At 65.0% G+C, this 14,812-nt stretch carries 18 protein-coding genes; 4 read left to right on the top strand and 14 right to left on the bottom strand.

What is annotated here, in order from left to right; all coding sequences use genetic code 11:
• Positions 1–115 precede the first annotated feature (115 nt).
• The 3 genes from ASD80_RS11855 to ASD80_RS11845 are packed head-to-tail and all read right to left on the bottom strand — an operon-like array spanning position 116 to position 2,143.
• On the bottom strand, positions 116–586 hold the full coding sequence (locus tag ASD80_RS11855; protein ID WP_056233029.1) for a YbaK/EbsC family protein: 471 nt from the start codon (positions 584–586) through the stop codon (positions 116–118).
• A gap of 10 nt (positions 587–596) precedes the next feature.
• Entirely contained in the window at positions 597–1,232 is a 636-nt protein-coding gene (locus tag ASD80_RS11850; RefSeq protein WP_056233027.1) for an MOSC domain-containing protein, read from the bottom strand.
• A gap of 2 nt (positions 1,233–1,234) precedes the next feature.
• Positions 1,235–2,143 carry a polyprenyl synthetase family protein gene (locus tag ASD80_RS11845; RefSeq protein WP_056233025.1) on the bottom strand — a complete coding sequence of 303 codons (909 nt, stop codon included), beginning with the start codon at positions 2,141–2,143 and terminating at the stop codon, positions 1,235–1,237.
• A gap of 88 nt (positions 2,144–2,231) precedes the next feature.
• Here ASD80_RS11845 and ASD80_RS11840 point away from each other — a divergent pair, with 88 nt between their 5' ends.
• Positions 2,232–2,948 (top strand): transglycosylase domain-containing protein, encoded by a 717-nt coding sequence (locus ASD80_RS11840; protein WP_056233023.1) that lies wholly within the window; start codon positions 2,232–2,234, stop codon positions 2,946–2,948.
• On the opposite strand, the gene ASD80_RS11835 is transcribed toward ASD80_RS11840, so the two are convergent.
• Positions 2,945–3,499 (bottom strand): gamma-glutamylcyclotransferase, encoded by a 555-nt coding sequence (locus tag ASD80_RS11835; protein ID WP_056233479.1) that lies wholly within the window; start codon positions 3,497–3,499, stop codon positions 2,945–2,947. The two genes, ASD80_RS11840 and ASD80_RS11835, sit on opposite strands and share 4 nt — an antisense overlap.
• 165 nt (positions 3,500–3,664) lie before the next feature.
• Here ASD80_RS11835 and ASD80_RS11830 point away from each other — a divergent pair, with 165 nt between their 5' ends.
• A complete protein-coding gene (locus ASD80_RS11830; RefSeq protein WP_056233021.1) occupies positions 3,665–4,636 on the top strand; it encodes a DUF2125 domain-containing protein in 972 nt (323 codons plus the stop codon).
• Between the two features lie 8 nt (positions 4,637–4,644).
• On the opposite strand, the gene ASD80_RS11825 is transcribed toward ASD80_RS11830, so the two are convergent.
• The 3 genes from ASD80_RS11825 to ASD80_RS11815 form a co-directional block, all read right to left on the bottom strand.
• Positions 4,645–5,616, bottom strand: a complete 972-nt coding sequence (locus ASD80_RS11825) for a prephenate/arogenate dehydrogenase family protein (RefSeq protein WP_056233019.1) — start codon at positions 5,614–5,616, stop codon at positions 4,645–4,647.
• Entirely contained in the window at positions 5,613–6,710 is a 1,098-nt protein-coding gene (gene hisC / locus ASD80_RS11820) for a histidinol-phosphate transaminase (RefSeq protein WP_056233017.1), read from the bottom strand. The genes ASD80_RS11825 and hisC overlap by 4 nt, the downstream gene beginning before the upstream one ends.
• Positions 6,711–6,975: 265 nt before the next feature.
• Positions 6,976–7,707, bottom strand: a complete 732-nt coding sequence (locus tag ASD80_RS11815) for a class I SAM-dependent methyltransferase (RefSeq protein ID WP_056233015.1) — start codon at positions 7,705–7,707, stop codon at positions 6,976–6,978.
• A gap of 102 nt (positions 7,708–7,809) precedes the next feature.
• Here ASD80_RS11815 and gloB point away from each other — a divergent pair, with 102 nt between their 5' ends.
• Together gloB and ASD80_RS11805 are read left to right on the top strand one after the other, a co-directional pair.
• Positions 7,810–8,577, top strand: coding sequence for a hydroxyacylglutathione hydrolase (gloB, locus tag ASD80_RS11810; protein WP_056233013.1), 768 nt, complete (start codon positions 7,810–7,812; stop codon positions 8,575–8,577).
• A 180-nt stretch (positions 8,578–8,757) separates the two neighbouring features.
• Positions 8,758–8,973 carry a hypothetical protein gene (locus tag ASD80_RS11805; protein ID WP_056233011.1) on the top strand — a complete coding sequence of 72 codons (216 nt, stop codon included), beginning with the start codon at positions 8,758–8,760 and terminating at the stop codon, positions 8,971–8,973.
• 29 nt (positions 8,974–9,002) lie between these two features.
• Here ASD80_RS11805 and ASD80_RS11800 read toward each other — a convergent pair whose 3' ends face one another.
• The 7 genes from ASD80_RS11800 to ASD80_RS11770 form a co-directional block, all read right to left on the bottom strand.
• The gene (locus tag ASD80_RS11800; RefSeq protein WP_244488992.1) at positions 9,003–9,461 is read right to left on the bottom strand and encodes a hypothetical protein; all 459 of its coding nucleotides are present in this window, start codon (positions 9,459–9,461) and stop codon (positions 9,003–9,005) included.
• A gap of 94 nt (positions 9,462–9,555) precedes the next feature.
• On the bottom strand, positions 9,556–10,956 hold the full coding sequence (gene fumC, locus ASD80_RS11795; RefSeq protein ID WP_056233009.1) for a class II fumarate hydratase: 1,401 nt from the start codon (positions 10,954–10,956) through the stop codon (positions 9,556–9,558).
• A gap of 120 nt (positions 10,957–11,076) precedes the next feature.
• Positions 11,077–11,256, bottom strand: a complete 180-nt coding sequence (gene rpmF, locus ASD80_RS11790) for a 50S ribosomal protein L32 (protein WP_056233007.1) — start codon at positions 11,254–11,256, stop codon at positions 11,077–11,079.
• Between the two features lie 328 nt (positions 11,257–11,584).
• Positions 11,585–11,929 carry a hypothetical protein gene (locus ASD80_RS11785; protein WP_056233005.1) on the bottom strand — a complete coding sequence of 115 codons (345 nt, stop codon included), beginning with the start codon at positions 11,927–11,929 and terminating at the stop codon, positions 11,585–11,587.
• Between the two features lie 127 nt (positions 11,930–12,056).
• Positions 12,057–12,866, bottom strand: a complete 810-nt coding sequence (locus tag ASD80_RS11780) for a lysophospholipid acyltransferase family protein (protein WP_056233003.1) — start codon at positions 12,864–12,866, stop codon at positions 12,057–12,059.
• Positions 12,867–13,132: 266 nt separating this feature from the next.
• Positions 13,133–14,062, bottom strand: coding sequence for a cell division protein FtsX (locus ASD80_RS11775; RefSeq protein WP_056233002.1), 930 nt, complete (start codon positions 14,060–14,062; stop codon positions 13,133–13,135).
• Positions 14,055–14,717 carry a cell division ATP-binding protein FtsE gene (locus ASD80_RS11770; protein WP_056233000.1) on the bottom strand — a complete coding sequence of 221 codons (663 nt, stop codon included), beginning with the start codon at positions 14,715–14,717 and terminating at the stop codon, positions 14,055–14,057. The genes ASD80_RS11775 and ASD80_RS11770 overlap by 8 nt, the downstream gene beginning before the upstream one ends.
• Positions 14,718–14,812 lie beyond the last annotated feature (95 nt).

The raw sequence follows: 14,812 nt of genomic DNA, 5'->3' as shown, positions 1-14,812 counted from the left end.
CACGCGTCACCCTCGGGCTTGACCGAGGGCTCTTCACTTGCTGCGTGTTCGGTAAGTGCAGCGCCCTCGGGTCAAGCCCGAGGGTGACGGTTTGTGGTTGGGGGTCAGTCTGCGGTCACCGCCCCGGCGGTACGCAGGCATCGGCCCATTTGTTGCCGCAGAGCTCGGCCAGCCTTTCCACCGTCAACTTCACCGAGGCATGGGTGGAGCCGCCGGCGGGGATCACCAGGTCATATACTTTCAGCGAGACATCGAGATAGATCGGCAGTGGCGCCGGCAGGCCGAAGGGGCAGACGCCGCCCACCTGATGGCTGGTGAGGCGCAACACATCCTCGGCGCCCAGCATGCGCGGGCGGCCGCCAAAGGCGGATTTGGACTTCTGGTTGTCCAGCCGTGCGTCACCCCGCGTCACCAGCAGGAACTCTTCATCCTTGACGCGGATGCACAGCGTCTTGGCGATCTGGCCCGGTTCGACGCCATGGACCTGGGCGGCCAGCTGTACGGTGGCGGTCGAGGCATCGGTGACGATCACGGCAAGGTCGGGGGCGCGGGCGGCGAGGTCGGCTTGGACGGAGGCAAGGCTCATCGGGGAACTTTCAGAACAGTCGGGCCAGCTTGTCTTCGAAATCGGCACGCATCTTGTAGTGGACGGGCGCCAACAGCGCCCGGCGGAGGATAGCGGGATCGGGGTCGCGCACGCCGTCGAGCGCCATCAGTTCGCTCACGGTCGTCCGCTCGCCGGCAAAGGGCGTGTAGAGCACCGGCTGGCCGACATGCAGTTCGCCCTCGGCAATGACCCGGCAATAGGCGCCGGGGCGGCCCGCCTGGTGGAAGCGACGAATGAATTTCGGATCGCCCATGCGCAGGGCAAAGACATTGCAGGGGGTGCGGTGGGAGGTGACTTCGAGCACGACTTTGTCGATGCTGAAGCGGTCGCCGACCGCGACCTTGCGACCTTCGACGCCGCCGATGGTCAGGTTTTCGCCGAAGGTGCCGGGCGCGATATCGCGGTCCAACTCCTTCGACCACCAGGCATAATCGTCGCCGAAATAGAGATAGACCGCCTGGTCGCGACCGCCATGATGCCGGGTGTCCAGCACCGCGTCGCCCGCCACGCCTTCGCGCTTGATGGCCACATCGCCCTCGACCGGGGTCTTGTAGATGCCGGTCTTGCCGCTCTTGCCCGGAATGGGCCGGGGCGTGCCGATATTGACGCTGGCGAGAATGGCCAAGCTCAGTTCTCCCGGCTGGCGAAATAACGCACCGTGGCGCGCAGGCCATCCGCCTTGGGGCCGAAGGTACGCAGGGTAGACAATGCTTCATGAACAGTCTGGTTCAACCGGGCTCGGGCGCCATCGAGTCCGAGCGTCGCCACCAGCGTCTGCTTGCCGGCGCCAGCGTCCTTGCCGGTGGCCTTGCCCATGGCTTCTGACGTGGCGGTGACGTCGAGGATATCGTCGGCGAGCTGGAAGGCGCGGCCGGCCAGTTCGGCATAGAGGGTGAGCACCGAGAGTGCCCGCGCATCGGCGCCGCCGAGAATGGCGCCCATGCGGACGCTGGCGCGGATCAGCGCGCCGGTCTTCATCGCCTGCATGGTCGAAATTTCGTCGGGGGAGAGACCGCCGGCCTCGCCCTCGATATCGCGCATCTGCCCGCCCACCATGCCGCCGGCGCCGGAGCCGGCGGCGAGTTCGGCCACCAGCGCGATCCGCACCGCGGGGTCGGTGTGGCTGGCGGGGTCGGCGAGCAGGCCGAAGGCATGGGTGAGCAAGCCATCGCCGGCGAGAATGGCGGTGGCGTCGTCATAGGCCTTGTGAACGGTGGGGCGGCCACGGCGCATGTCGTCATCGTCCATGGCCGGCAGGTCGTCGTGAATCAGCGAGTAGCAGTGGATCATCTCCGCCGCGAGGCCGGCCGGCAACGCCTGGGGAGCGGGGATATTGAAGATTGCCGCAGCCTGCCGCACCAGCAGCGGGCGCAGGCGCTTGCCGCCGGCCAGGCTGCCATGGCGCATGGCCTGGATCAGCCTCGCCGGGGCCGGACCGGGTCCGGAAAGCGGCGCCGCGTCGAGCTGCCGCGCCAGCGCCGCTTCCACGGCCTTGGCGCAATCGGCGATGTCGGCGGAGAAGTCGTACATGGGCATGTTGCTAGCCGTTTGCCGGTGCGGCGGCAAGGGGACGCGGCGTCGCGCCGGGGCTGGATGAACGGCCGCATGACGGCTATGGAGGGACATGGCAAGACGACGCAAATCCAAGGGCCTTTGGCGCATCCTGCGCTGGCCCGCGCTTGCCGTGGTGGTGCTTGTCGCCATCCCGGTCTTGCTGACGCCGATCTATCTGTTCGTCGATCCGGTCTCGGTGCCCATGCTGGCACGCTCACTCTCTAACCGCCCGGTGGATCGGGAATGGCGCGATATCGCCGATATTTCAGATCGGCTCAAGGCCTCGGTGATCCTGTCGGAGGATGGCCAGTTCTGCCGGCATTGGGGCGTGGATTTCGGGGCCTTGCGCGATGAGGTGCAGAACTTCATGGCCGGGGAGGATGCGCGCGGGGCTTCGACCATCACCATGCAGGTGGCGCGGAACCTGTTCCTGTGGAATGGGCAGAGCGTGGTGCGCAAGGCGCTGGAAGTGCCGCTGGCGCTCTATATCGACCTGGTGCTGCCCAAAAAGCGGATCATGGAAATCTACCTCAACATCGCCGAGTGGGGCCCCGAAGGGCAATTCGGCGTGGCGGCCGGGGCGCGGCGGGCCTTCGGCATCGCACCGCAAGATCTCGACTGGCGCACCGCCACGCTGCTGGTGACGGCCCTGCCCAATCCATTGCTGCGGCGGCCGGGGCAGCCATCGCCAGGCATGCTGCGCATCGCTGGTATCATCGAGGGGCGAGTCATGGAATTTGGCAGCCGCGCCAATTGCGTCGGGGAGGGCGGGCAGCTGTCGCTCTAGGCGATGGCAGGCTCATCACGCGCCAGCAGATCGGCCAGGGCCATCAACTGGCGGTCGCGAATGCCCAGTTCGCGCAGGTGGCGCGCGGTGTTGAGCACATAGTCGACATTGCGGCCGGAAAGACCGACGCCCGCCCGCACCATGGCCAGTTGCCGGTCGAGGCCCAGCCGACCGGCAAACTGCTCGTGGTGCTCATCGACCAGGAAGGCCAAGGCGCTGATGGTGCGGCCATCGGCGAGGCGCACCGGGCGCTGGACGTCGCGATAGACGGCGGTCACCTGTTCGCGCTCCTGGAGATAGGCATAGACCGCTTTCCAGTCGGCATCGGCCACTTCGAACACCATGCCGCGGCAGGAGCCGCCGCGGGTCAGCCCGAAGACCAGCCCCGGCTGCTCGACGGTGCCGCGATGATGGTGCGAGACGATGGAGAGGCTGCGATGGGCGCCCCTGAGCAGGCCCTGCTGGGCCGAGACATGGACAAATCCCGGATTCCAGATGAGGGATCCGTAGCCGAAGACCCAATGGGTCGCTGTATCGTCCGTGTCGTGCATCGCCATAACCTGAACAGAAACCTAGGCAAGCTTGCCGGGTATGGCAATTGCGCTGTCTTGATAGAAGCCATGCGATGCCAGGGCGACCCGGATTTGCCGCCGATGCGGGCCGGCGGCGGTGAAGGTGCTTTGGTCCGCGCGCCCGTGCAGGTAAGAGTGCCGCCCATGAAGAAGCGAATCATCATCCTCGGTTGTGTCGTGGTGGCGGTCGTCGTGCTGTGGAGCGCGGCGTGGCTGGTGCTGGCGGGCGTGGTCAAGCAGAACGTCCTGGCCCTGGCGGAGGCCGATGGGATCACGACGCCGAGCCTCTCCTGCGAGGCGCTGAGCGTGGGCGGCTTCCCGTTCCGCTTCGATGTCGATTGCGTCACGGCCCGCATCGTCAGTGGCGACATCGTGGTGGATGTTCCCGGCATCCGCGCCAGCATCCGCGTCTATGCGCCATTCCATATGCTGGCTTCGGCCAAGGGACCGCTGCAACTGACCGACAGCTTTACCGGCACGCGCAACGGCGTGGCCTGGTCGACGCTGGAAGCCAGCATACGGCTGGATAACTGGCGGATCGCCCGCGCCTCGGTTTCGGGCGCCGACCTGGTGTGGACCGATGCGCTGTTCGGCGATGCGGTGATCGCGCAGAGCCCGCTGGTGGAGGTGCATCTGTTCGATATTCCCGAGCAGCATGACGCCGAGCGTCACCTGGCGGCGCTGGCGCTCTATGCGCGGGCGGACACCGTCGCCTGGCCGGGCCTGACGCTGAGCGACACCAATGCCGAGGTGCAGCTCGAACTTTCCGGCCTGCCCGACGATGTCAGGACCTGGGGCGACCCGATGCTGCTGGCGGCCATGCAGCAGGCGGGCGGCAAGCTCAATATCGTGTCCGTGCACGGCACCGACGCCACCTCCACGCTCGATGCTTCCGGCGAGATGCGGCTCGATCCGCAGGGCCAGCTCGATGGCGAAATCACGGTGGCCTCGACCGGCGTCGCCGAGCGCATCGGCCCGCTGCTGCAGGAGCCGTGGCGCACGCTGGTCCTGGGCTCGCCGCGACCGGATGGATCGCATGCCAACCAGATCAACTTCCGTGCCGGCGCCATGTTCTCCGGCCTGGTGCCGATCGCCGCCGTGCCGCCGCTGTTCTGATTTCGGCCCTAGGCGTCGTCGCCGCCGCCATGCTCGCGCACGAAGGGGATTTCGGGGATGGGCGGGGCGTCGTGGGTGCGGCCGAAATCGGGGGCGGCGGTTTCCTGACCCGCCGAGATGATCGAGCGGCGGATAGCGCGGGTGCGGGTGAAGAGGGCCTCCAGAGCGGGGCCGTCGCCCATGCGCACAGAGCGCTGCAGGGCCGACAGGTCTTCGAGGAAACGGCCGAGCATTTCGAGCACGGCATCGCGATTGGTCAGGAACACGTCGCGCCACATAACCGGGTCCGAGGCGGCGATACGGGTGAAGTCGCGGAAACCCGAGGCCGAGAACTTGATGACTTCGGACTGGGTCGCTGCTTCGAGATCGGCCACGGTGCCCACGATATTGTAGGCGACCAGGTGCGGAATATGGCTGGTAATGGCCAGCACCATGTCGTGATGGGCCGCATCCATGCTCTCGACCTGGCTGCCCATGGCGCGCCAGAAGGCGGCGAGTTTTTCGGTCTGGGCCGGGTCGACTTCAGGTCCGGGCGTCAGCACGCACCACCGCCCGGTGAAGAGTTCGGCAAAGCCGGCCGCAGGGCCGGAATGCTCGGTGCCGGCCAGCGGATGGCCGGGAATGAAGCTCACGCCATCAGGGATCAACGGCGCCAGCGTCTTGACCACATGGCCCTTGACCGAGCCGACATCGGAGAGGATGGCGCCCGGCTCCAGCGCCGGGGCGATGGCGCGCATCACGCTTTCATAGGCGCCCACGGGCGTACAGATGATGACGAGATCGGCACCGCGCGCAGCTTCAGCGGCGTCGAGCGTATAGATGTCACCCAGCCTGAGTTCACGGGCCTCGTCCAGCGTGTCCTGCCTGCGGGTGGCGATGGAAATGACTTCGGCCAGGCCCTGCCGTCGCGCCGCCAGGGCGATGGACGAGCCGATAAGGCCGATGCCGATCAAGGCGAGTTTGCGGAAGTGAACGCTCATGAAATCTTGACCAATGCCTTGAGAATGCCGGCGACGCCGCGCATGGCCTGCTCGGAGCCGATGGAAATGCGCAGGCCTTCGGGAATGCCGTAGGACGGGCCGATTTCCCGCACGATCAACCCGCGTTCGCGCAGCGTTTCGAAGGCCCGGGCGGCGAAATCGGCGTCAGGGAATAGTACCATGATGAAATTGGCCTGGCTGGGCACGACGCGCGTGGAATTGGAGTGCAGCTCGGCCGTCAGCCAGTCGCGCCATTTGGCGTTGTGTTCTTTCAGCCGGGCATTGAATTCCACGTCACGCGTCGCGGCGGCCCCGGCCAGTTGTGCCGGCAGGTTGACGTTGAAGGGACCGCGAATGCGGTTGATGGCGTCGACGACGGCGGGGGGACCGACCATCCAGCCGATGCGCGCCGCCGCCAGCCCCATCTTGGAGAAGGTGCGGACCATGACGACGTTGTCCGCCTCGCCCACCAGGTCCAGCCCCACCGAATAGTCGGCGGCGGTGACATATTCGGCATAGGCGCTGTCGATGACCAGCAGGATATCGGGGCGCAGACCGGCATGCAGGCGCCGCACTTCGGCATCGCTGAGATAGGTGCCGGTGGGATTGTTCGGGTTGGCCAGCCAGATGACCTTGGTGCGCGGCGTAACCGCCGCCAGCAATGCGTCGACATCTGCGGTATAGTCGGTCTCCTCGACCATGACGATATCAGCGCCAGTGGCTTTGGTGATGATCGGATAGACCGAGAAGCCATAGCGGTTCATCACCGCCTCGTCGCCTGCGCCGAGATAGGTCTGGCCGAGCAGGTGGAGCAGGTCGTCCGAGCCGTTGCCGCAGACGATGCGGTCGGGGTCTATGCCATGTATCTCCGCCAGGGCGGTGCGCAGAATCTTCGAGGAGCCCTCGGGATAGATTTCGAGGTGGTCGGCGGCCGAGCGGAAGGCCTCCGTCGCCTTGGGGCTGGCGCCGAGCGGGCTTTCATTGGCCGAGAGCTTGATCGCATTGCTGCCCGGCGCGCCGGACTTGCCGGGCAGATAGGGCGCAATATCGAGAATGCCGGGCTGCGGAACGGGTCGGATGGGGTCGTCGGACATGATGCCAATCTGGGCGGAAAAACCGCGCGGACCATAGTCAAAGCGCGCCCGGAAGGCAAAGGAAGTTGCGCAGGACTTGGTCTTTCACGCCTTCCTTTGAGGATAGGGAACACTCTGGCGACCGTCCGTCTTTCGTCATCACCCGGCTTGTCCGGGTGATCCAGCTTTCAGCGCATGCGGAACGATGGATTGCCCGGACAAGCCGGGCAATGACGATAGGGGATAGGTTTGAAGGCCAGGCTATTCCCAACCTCGATCTTGGTAATCACCCCTGCCGCGCCGTGGCGGCGCTCAGCCCTGGTACGCGCACGAAGCGTTCGGCGCGTTTGCGGCGCGGTACGGCGGGGAAGGCTTCCTTGCGGGCGCGGACGCAGATGACGCCGCTCATGGCTGGGCCGAACAGGCGCCCGACACGCTCGAACAGCCGGGTGGATTTCAGCACCAGCGACGACTGGAACGGCGGCAGGAACAGCCCGTCGCGCCAGGCTTCGGGCACGAAACTGTGGTCGCGCAAGAGCTTGTCGATCTGCCCGCCGGAATAGGGATTGCCCGAACCGAAGGGGGTATTGTCGCGCTGCGCCCAGATGCCCCTGCGGCGCGGCACGACGAGGACCAGGTGGCCATTCGGCGCGGTGATGCGCCAGAGTTCGCGCATCAGTTCCTCGGCATCGGCCACATGCTCCAATGCGTGGATGGCGATGGTGAGGTCGACGGCGGCGTCGGTCAGCGGCATTTCCAGCGGATCGCAGAGCACGGTGCGGGATGGGCCCTCACGCGGCCAGGCCGAAGCGCCCTGCCGCGCCGGCATGAAGGCCAGCACGCGCTCGGCCTTGTCGAGCGTGAAGCGCATATAGGGGGTGGCAAAGCCCAGGCCCAGGATGCGCTTGCCGGCCACGTCACCGGCCAGCCCGAGCACCTGCTCGCGCACCAGAGCGCGCGAAATGCGCCCCAGCGGGGATTTGTAATAGGCGATGAGGCGGGTGACATCGGCGGCCATGGCCGCAACTCTGCCGCTTTCCCAAAGACTTGTCCAATGGAGCGGTTGTCATGTGGTGCCGGCATGCCTAGCTTGCAGGTTTCCCTGCCTCGGAGTGCCGCCATGAGTCTGATCGTCGATGTGTTTCCCGCCCGGAGCGACAATTTCGGCTATCTGGTGCATGACACCGCCAGCGGCCGCACCGCAGCCATCGATGCGCCGGAAGCCGGCGCCATCCGCAATGCGCTGGTGCATCGCGGCTGGACGCTGAGCGACATCTTTATCACCCATCACCATATCGACCATGTCGAGGCTATTCCCGAGCTCAAGGCCGAATTCGGCGCAAGGGTGGTCGGGCCGCGGGGCGAGGTCGACAAGATTGCCGATCTCGATGAGCTGGTATCCGGCGGCGATAGTGTGAGCCTGGGCGAGACCAGGTTCGCGGTCTATGACGCGCCGGGCCATACGCTGGGACACATCGTGTTCCACGACAAGGCGGGCAAGCATCTGTTCACCGCCGATGCGCTGTTTTCGCTTGGGGTCGGCCGCATGTTCGAGGGCACGCCGGGGCCCATGTGGGAAGGGGTCAAGGCGTTGCGCGCGCTGCCTGACGATACGCTGGTCTATTGCGGGCATGAATATACCGCCAGCAATGCCAAATTCGCGCTGTCCATCGACCCTGACAATGCGGCCCTACAGAAGCGGGCGGCGGAGGTGAAGGCCTTGCAGGCGTCCGGGCGGGCGACCATTCCCTTCCTGCTCGGCGAAGACAAGGCGGCCAATCCGTTCCTGCGCGCCGATGATCCGGGATTGGCCCGGCATTATGGCCTTGAAGGCGCCGATCCGGCCGAAGTGTTTGCGGCCATCCGCAAGGGCAAGGACAATTTCTGACTTAACCATTCTTCGCTTTGGGAGCGGAAAGCGTTAACAAAACGTTAGCATCTGGCACGCCGATTGCCCCTAATAGGGCATAGGGCCAGATGGGTTGTTTCATTTCGAGACAGGCTGGCCCGCTTTGAGACAAGCGAGGCGAAATTGGCCAGTTCTGACACAAAGCCAGCCGGACTTCCGATGCTGATCGATGCGCCGCGCCCGCGCCCGTCGCTGCGCCGCAGCGAAACCACTGCCGCCTTTGTCAGCCAGCTGCTGGCCGCGCGCGCCAATCTGGCGCCGCAGCGCGCCCGCCGGCGCGGCAATGCCGATGGCGCCGTCGGGGCTTATGCCGATGGCGCCAATGTCGTCGTGAAGCGGATGCCGCTGGGCTACCGGACGAGTATCGTCGCCTGAGCGGTCGGCAATAGCCGCTACGAGCGGGCCTAGTGGCCCGCCATGCTCATATCGCGCGTGGCTGACGTGATGGACATGGTGAAACCGGCCACGACATCGATCAGCGACATGACGAGCAGGATGAAGAAGACCGAGCTCGATGCTGCGCCGAGCAGCAGGAACTCGACCAGGATCACCACGAAAACGATCATCGAGAGCATGTGCTCGAGGATGGACACCGTGCCGATCCGGGTGGATTTCAGCAGTTCGAAAAACAGCAGGATCAGCGAACCGACGACCAGCAGGTCGCCGATGGAGACGGCCCATGGCACGCCCGAGACCATGGGGATGGAAAACGCCGTATTGCCCCAGCCGGCCGGATTGCCGCCCAGGAAGATGAAGGCGACCAGGTTGTAGACCAGGAAGGGCACGATCAGCAGAGGCGGAATGAACGGCCCGGTGCGGCGTGGCGCGGCACCGGTCGGCGGCACGTAGACATGTTCGACCAAGTTGGCTCTCCTTGTTCCCTGGGCGGACCATGCCAGATTGGCGGTCCGCCGCAAAGAGTGCCTAATGGGTCGCAGATGAATGGCGTCCGAACGGCTACTTCTTCAGCTTGAGCGGGCCGACCATCTGTTCGGGCTTTACTTCGGCGTCGAATTCCTCGCCGGTCAGCAGACCCAGGCCAATGGCTTCCTCGCGCAGGGTAGTGCCGTTTTTGTGGGCGGTCTTGGCGATCTTGGCGGCGTTGTCGTAGCCGATCCGGCGGTTGAGGGCGGTGACCAGCATCAGCGACTGGTCGACGAGCTGCTTGATGCGCTTGCGGTCGGGCTCGATGCCCACGGCGCAATTGTCGTTGAAGCTCTTGGCGCTGTCGGCCAGCAGCCGCACGGCCTGCAGGAAATTGTAGGCGATGACGGGCTTGAAGACGTTGAGCTCGAAATTGCCCTGGCTGGCGGCGAAGCCGATGGCGGCGTCGTTGCCCATGACATGGGCGACCACCATGGTCATGGCCTCGGACTGGGTCGGGTTGACCTTGCCCGGCATGATGGATGAGCCGGGCTCGTTTTCCGGAATGGTCAGCTCGCCCAGACCCGAGCGGGGCCCGGAGGCCAGCCAGCGCACGTCATTGGCGATCTTCATGAAGGCGACGGCAAGCTGCTTGAGCGCGCCCGAGGTGCCGACAAAGGCATCGTGGCCGGCCAGCAGGGCGAATTTGTTGGGGCCGGTGACGAAGCCGTGGCCGGTGAGGGTGGCGATTTCTTTCGCGACCGCCACGGCATACTCGGGATGGGCATTGAGGCCGGTGCCGACGGCGGTGCCGCCCAAAGCCAGTTCCTTGAGCTGGGGCAGGGTGGCCTTGATGGCGGCGACGGCATAGTCGATCTGGGCGACCCAGCCGGAGATTTCCTGGCCCAGGGTCAGGGGCGTTGCGTCCTGCAGGTGGGTGCGGCCGATCTTGACGACATCCATGAATTGTTCGGACTTGGCGTGCAGCGTGTCGCGCAGCAGCTGCACACGGGGGAAGAGGTAGTTTTCCAGTGCCTCGACGGCGGCGATATGCATGGCGGTCGGGTAAGTGTCGTTGGACGACTGGCTCATATTGACGTGGTCATTGGGATGCACAGGCTTCTTGGAGCCCATGGTGCCACCAGCCATTTCGATGGCGCGGTTGGAGATGACCTCGTTCACATTCATGTTGGACTGGGTGCCCGAACCGGTCTGCCAGACGACGAGCGGGAAGTGAGCGGCGAGCTTGCCCGCGATGACTTCATCGGCAGCGGCCACGATCAGGTCGCGGGTGGTTTCGTCGAGCAGGCCGAGCTTGTGGTTGGCCAGGGCAGCGGCCTTCTTGAGCACGCCAAAGGCAGTGACGATCTCGGTCGGCATCTTTTCGCCGCCGATGTCGAAGTTCATCAGGCTGCGGGCCGTCTGCGCGCCGTAATACTTGTCGGAGGGGACTTCGATCGTGCCCATCGTGTCCGATTCAACGCGCGTGCTCATGGCTTAGCTCCGAAATTGGCCGCTCTTGATGGCGGCAAGAAAAAGCAAAACGGCCGACCCCGCCAGGGATCGGCCGTTGCAATAGCAGAAACGAGCGCAATTCGCGCCTCGTCTTTCGTTTTACTTCTTGACGTCGAGGATCTGACGACCGCGATACATGCCGGTCTTGAGGTCGACGTGATGCGGGCGGCGCAGCTCACCGCTATCCTTGTCTTCGACGTAGGATGCGGTGGCAAGAGCGTCGGCCGAGCGGCGGAAGCCGCGCTTCATCGGCGAGGTCTTTCGTTTTGGCACTGCCATGGTCGGTACTCCGAATTCAATATCGTTGCGCCGCCAGAGCGGCCCAGAGAGGAAAATCTCTGAAAGGGATTGGTCGGCTCTATAGAGGAAGAGAACGGGCTTGGCTAGGGGGGTTGTGTGGGAGGCGCACGCGCAATTCCGACGCCACTCACAGTCGCCTCCCGCGGACTTGATCCGCGGGTCTCAACCACATACCCGATCGTCACCCTCGGGCTTGACCCGAGGGCACTTCATTTACCTTGTGCTCCGCAAGTACAGAGCCCTCGGGTCAAGCCCGAGGGTGACGCGCGGTGGTGGGGGAGAGGTTGAGCGTCGATGCGCCCGCAGGCTAAGCCGCCTGCATGCCCTGTGCCGGTTCGGCGCCTTCGAGGTCCCAGATGGTGCTGAGGCGCTCGGCGATGGCGCTGGGGGTGAGTAGGCGGAAGGCGCGGTCGGCGCAATCGAGCGCCAGGCGGAAGCGCGTGCGGCTCATCGGATCGGCGACCAGTTCGCCGGTCGAGCCGACCCAGAGCACATGGTTGCCCTTGGCGATGAGATAGAGGTCGGCATCGGTCATGGCGAAACGGTCGAGATTTTCGCTGACCAGATCATAGGCTCGCCCGGATCGGCCGAGCCAGTTGCTCTGCCGACCGAAGCCGTGGATCACTACCCTGTTCTCGCCATAGCCGGCCATCACGCTATCCCCGCAGCGGGTATCAAACAAGAACAAAAATAGAACAAAATGCAGGGCATGTCAAGCGCCCTTGCATCTGACGACTATATGTATGTGGGTGTTCGGCGATTTCGTCAATATATAGTGGTCAGGCCTGGACGCCGCTCTTGTGTCTGATGGCATCGAGGCGCTCACGCAATTCGGGTCCGACAGGGCGGGAAAGGCCCTGGTCGTCGGCCTTGAGGATAAGGGCGTTGGACTCCGATTCGATGGCTTTTTTGAGTCGGTCGAGGAAGACGTCGGCCGAGAGCCCCGCTTCGATGGGGGGCAGGAATTTCGCCTCGGCGGTGCCGGGCCAGATGACGAGGCTGTTGCGGCCCCAGAACAGGCCGGAATTGAGCGCCACCGGCACGACGGGCACGTTGAGCTCCAGATAGAGTCGCACAATGCCCTGGCGGTAATCGGGCTGCGCCAGGGGCGCCTTGCGCGTGCCTTCGGGGAAGATGACGATGCGGCAGCCGCGATCGATGGCGGCATGGGCCTGGCGCATCATGGCCGGAATGGCCTCGGCGCCCCGCTTGCGATCGACCTCGATACAGTCCAGCGAGCGCGCCGCCCAGCCGAAGAAGGGAATGCGCATCAGCTCCTTCTTGATGACATAGGCAGGCCGGCCGGTATGGGGGAAGATCGAAAAGACGTCCCAGTCGCTCTGATGCTTGGAGGCGATGATGCAGCCGCCTTCGGGGATGTTCTCCTGACCGGTCACCAGGGTTTTCACGCCGGTCAAGGCGCGCAGGTAGGTCAGGTTTGACCGGCACCAGAAAACGGCCATGGCCCAGCTGAGCGGCGTGCGGCCGCTGACCAGCGCTATGCAGCCGACGATGAAGGCGATGATTGCCGTCTGGCCGATAAAGACGAAATAGAACAGCGCGCTGCGCACCGCCTGCACGATAGCCATGAATATCTCCCAGGCTTGGGCCGTTCGAGCGTCTTAACGGGCAAATGCCGGCTTGGCGAGGGTGTCGGCCCTGCCAACCGCATATGGGTGGCGGCGTCGGCTTGCTAAGGCAGAAGCCCCCTTGTCGTCATTGCCCGGCTTGTTCGGCAATCCATGGTTCCGCATGGCTGCAAGATGGATCACCCGGACAAGCCGGGTGATGACGATGGAAGGGCAGGCTCAGGGGAGCGGGGAGACCGCGCTCCGTGGCCGCGATATCGACGCGGTCAGGACGTTTCGGCCAGGAAGCGCCGCACGGTGACGCGCGAGGTGATGGCGGTCAGCGCGGCGATGACCGGCACCACGGCCACGATGCCGATAATGCCGTCAAGACCCAGCGCGAAACGCCCGAACAATACGCCGACCTGGGCGCCGGCCTCGCTCGACAGCATGTTGCCGGCCGCGGTGCCGATCAGCGTGAAAAACAGCATGGCTGCCACGGTACCCAGCAGGCCGCCCTGCAGGCCGATAGACAGGAAGCGCCCCTGGAATTCGCCGGCAATGAACTTGTTGGAGGCGCCGATATAGTGGAGCACGTCGACGATTTCGCGGTTGGTCGCCATGGCGCCGCGCGTGGCGAAGACGATGGCCAGCACGGTGGCGGCGCCGATCAGGATGAGCACCAGCAGGCCAGAGAGAACGATGGTGCCGGCCATGGTGTTGAGCTGCCGCCGCCAGGCGGCATGGGTATCGAGGCTGGCCCCCTTGACGGCGGCAAGGTTGCGGCCGAGCCCTTCGATATCGGCGTCCACCGGGTCGGCAAGCTGCACCACGACGAGGCGCGGAATTTCGATGGCGGTGAGGTCGAGCCCGGTGCCGAGCCAGGGTTCGAGCAGTTGCTGGCTTTCCGCGATGGTCAGCGCCCTGGCCGAGGCGACGCCGGGGGTCGCCTCGGCCAGGGAGACGGCGGTGCGCAGGTTGGAATCCATCACCTCGCCCTCGACCGGGCGGATCTGAATGGTCACTTCGCGACCGACATCGGCCGACCAGGCGATGGCCGATTTCTGCACCAGCACCACCCCGCCCAGGGTCACGGCGGAGAGGAAGCTCATGATGGTGATCAGCAGCAGCAGCGTGCGGCCGGCGACGCTCCTTTCGGGAACGATGGGTGCGGCGCCCTTGCGGGACGGCCAGAGGCGGAGGACACGCTCAATCATGAATCACCAGCTCGCCCTTGCTGAGCAGCATGCGCGGATAGTTGAACTGGTCCAGCAGCGGCAATTCGTGGGTGGCCAGGATTATGGTCATGCCCAAAGTACGGTTGAGTTCGGCGAAGAGATGGACCAGCCGGCTCGACAGGTCCGGGTCGACATTGCCGGTGGGTTCGTCCGCCAGCAGCACCTTGGGCCGGGCGATGACGGCGCGGGCAATGGCGGCGCGCTGCTTTTCACCACCGGACAACAGCGACGGCAGAGCATTCATGCGCTCGCCCAGGCCGACCCATTCGAGCAATTCGGTGACATTGGGGCGGTATTCGCTTTCCGGCTGCCCCAGCACGCGCAAAGGCAGGGCCACGTTCTCGAAGGTGGTCAGGTGGTCGAGCAGGCGGAATTCCTGGAAGACGATGCCGATATGACGGCGCATCTGCAGGAGGCGATCCTGGGTGAGGTTGCTCACATCCTCGTCGAACATGGTGACGCGGCCGCGCGAAGGCTTGAGCGACAACAGCAGCAGGCGGAGCAGGCTCGTTTTGCCGGAGCCGGAGGGGCCGGTAAGGAAATGGAACGAGCCCGGTTCGACCGAGAAGGTCAGGTCCCGCAGGATCTCGGGCCCGTTGCCGTAACGCAGCCCGACATTGGAAAACTCGATCAAGAACAGAGGCTCCGCAATTGGTGCGCAGATCAACGCGAATCAGGTGTTGGGCGCATCATAACAGCCAAGGCCGCTGCATGCGCATGGCAGCCTGC

Source organism: Devosia sp. Root635 (assembly GCF_001427605.1).
In the GTDB taxonomy this organism is placed as follows: Bacteria; Pseudomonadota; Alphaproteobacteria; order Rhizobiales; family Devosiaceae; genus Devosia.
Note: the sequence above shows the minus strand (reverse complement) of the source record. Positions and strands in the feature narration are given on the sequence as shown.

Coding starts and splice junctions, on each gene's coding strand:
- ASD80_RS11855 (WP_056233029.1), bottom strand. CDS start 586: ATGAGCCTTGCCTCCGTCCAAGCCGACCTCGCCGCCCGCGCCCCCGAC.
- ASD80_RS11845 (WP_056233025.1), bottom strand. CDS start 2,143: ATGCCCATGTACGACTTCTCCGCCGACATCGCCGATTGCGCCAAGGCC.
- ASD80_RS11840 (WP_056233023.1), top strand. CDS start 2,232: ATGGCAAGACGACGCAAATCCAAGGGCCTTTGGCGCATCCTGCGCTGG.
- ASD80_RS11835 (WP_056233479.1), bottom strand. CDS start 3,499: ATGCACGACACGGACGATACAGCGACCCATTGGGTCTTCGGCTACGGA.
- ASD80_RS11830 (WP_056233021.1), top strand. CDS start 3,665: ATGAAGAAGCGAATCATCATCCTCGGTTGTGTCGTGGTGGCGGTCGTC.
- ASD80_RS11825 (WP_056233019.1), bottom strand. CDS start 5,616: ATGAGCGTTCACTTCCGCAAACTCGCCTTGATCGGCATCGGCCTTATC.
- hisC (WP_056233017.1), bottom strand. CDS start 6,710: ATGTCCGACGACCCCATCCGACCCGTTCCGCAGCCCGGCATTCTCGAT.
- ASD80_RS11815 (WP_056233015.1), bottom strand. CDS start 7,707: ATGGCCGCCGATGTCACCCGCCTCATCGCCTATTACAAATCCCCGCTG.
- gloB (WP_056233013.1), top strand. CDS start 7,810: ATGAGTCTGATCGTCGATGTGTTTCCCGCCCGGAGCGACAATTTCGGC.
- ASD80_RS11805 (WP_056233011.1), top strand. CDS start 8,758: ATGCTGATCGATGCGCCGCGCCCGCGCCCGTCGCTGCGCCGCAGCGAA.
- fumC (WP_056233009.1), bottom strand. CDS start 10,956: ATGAGCACGCGCGTTGAATCGGACACGATGGGCACGATCGAAGTCCCC.
- rpmF (WP_056233007.1), bottom strand. CDS start 11,256: ATGGCAGTGCCAAAACGAAAGACCTCGCCGATGAAGCGCGGCTTCCGC.
- ASD80_RS11785 (WP_056233005.1), bottom strand. CDS start 11,929: ATGGCCGGCTATGGCGAGAACAGGGTAGTGATCCACGGCTTCGGTCGG.
- ASD80_RS11780 (WP_056233003.1), bottom strand. CDS start 12,866: ATGGCTATCGTGCAGGCGGTGCGCAGCGCGCTGTTCTATTTCGTCTTT.
- ASD80_RS11775 (WP_056233002.1), bottom strand. CDS start 14,062: ATGATTGAGCGTGTCCTCCGCCTCTGGCCGTCCCGCAAGGGCGCCGCA.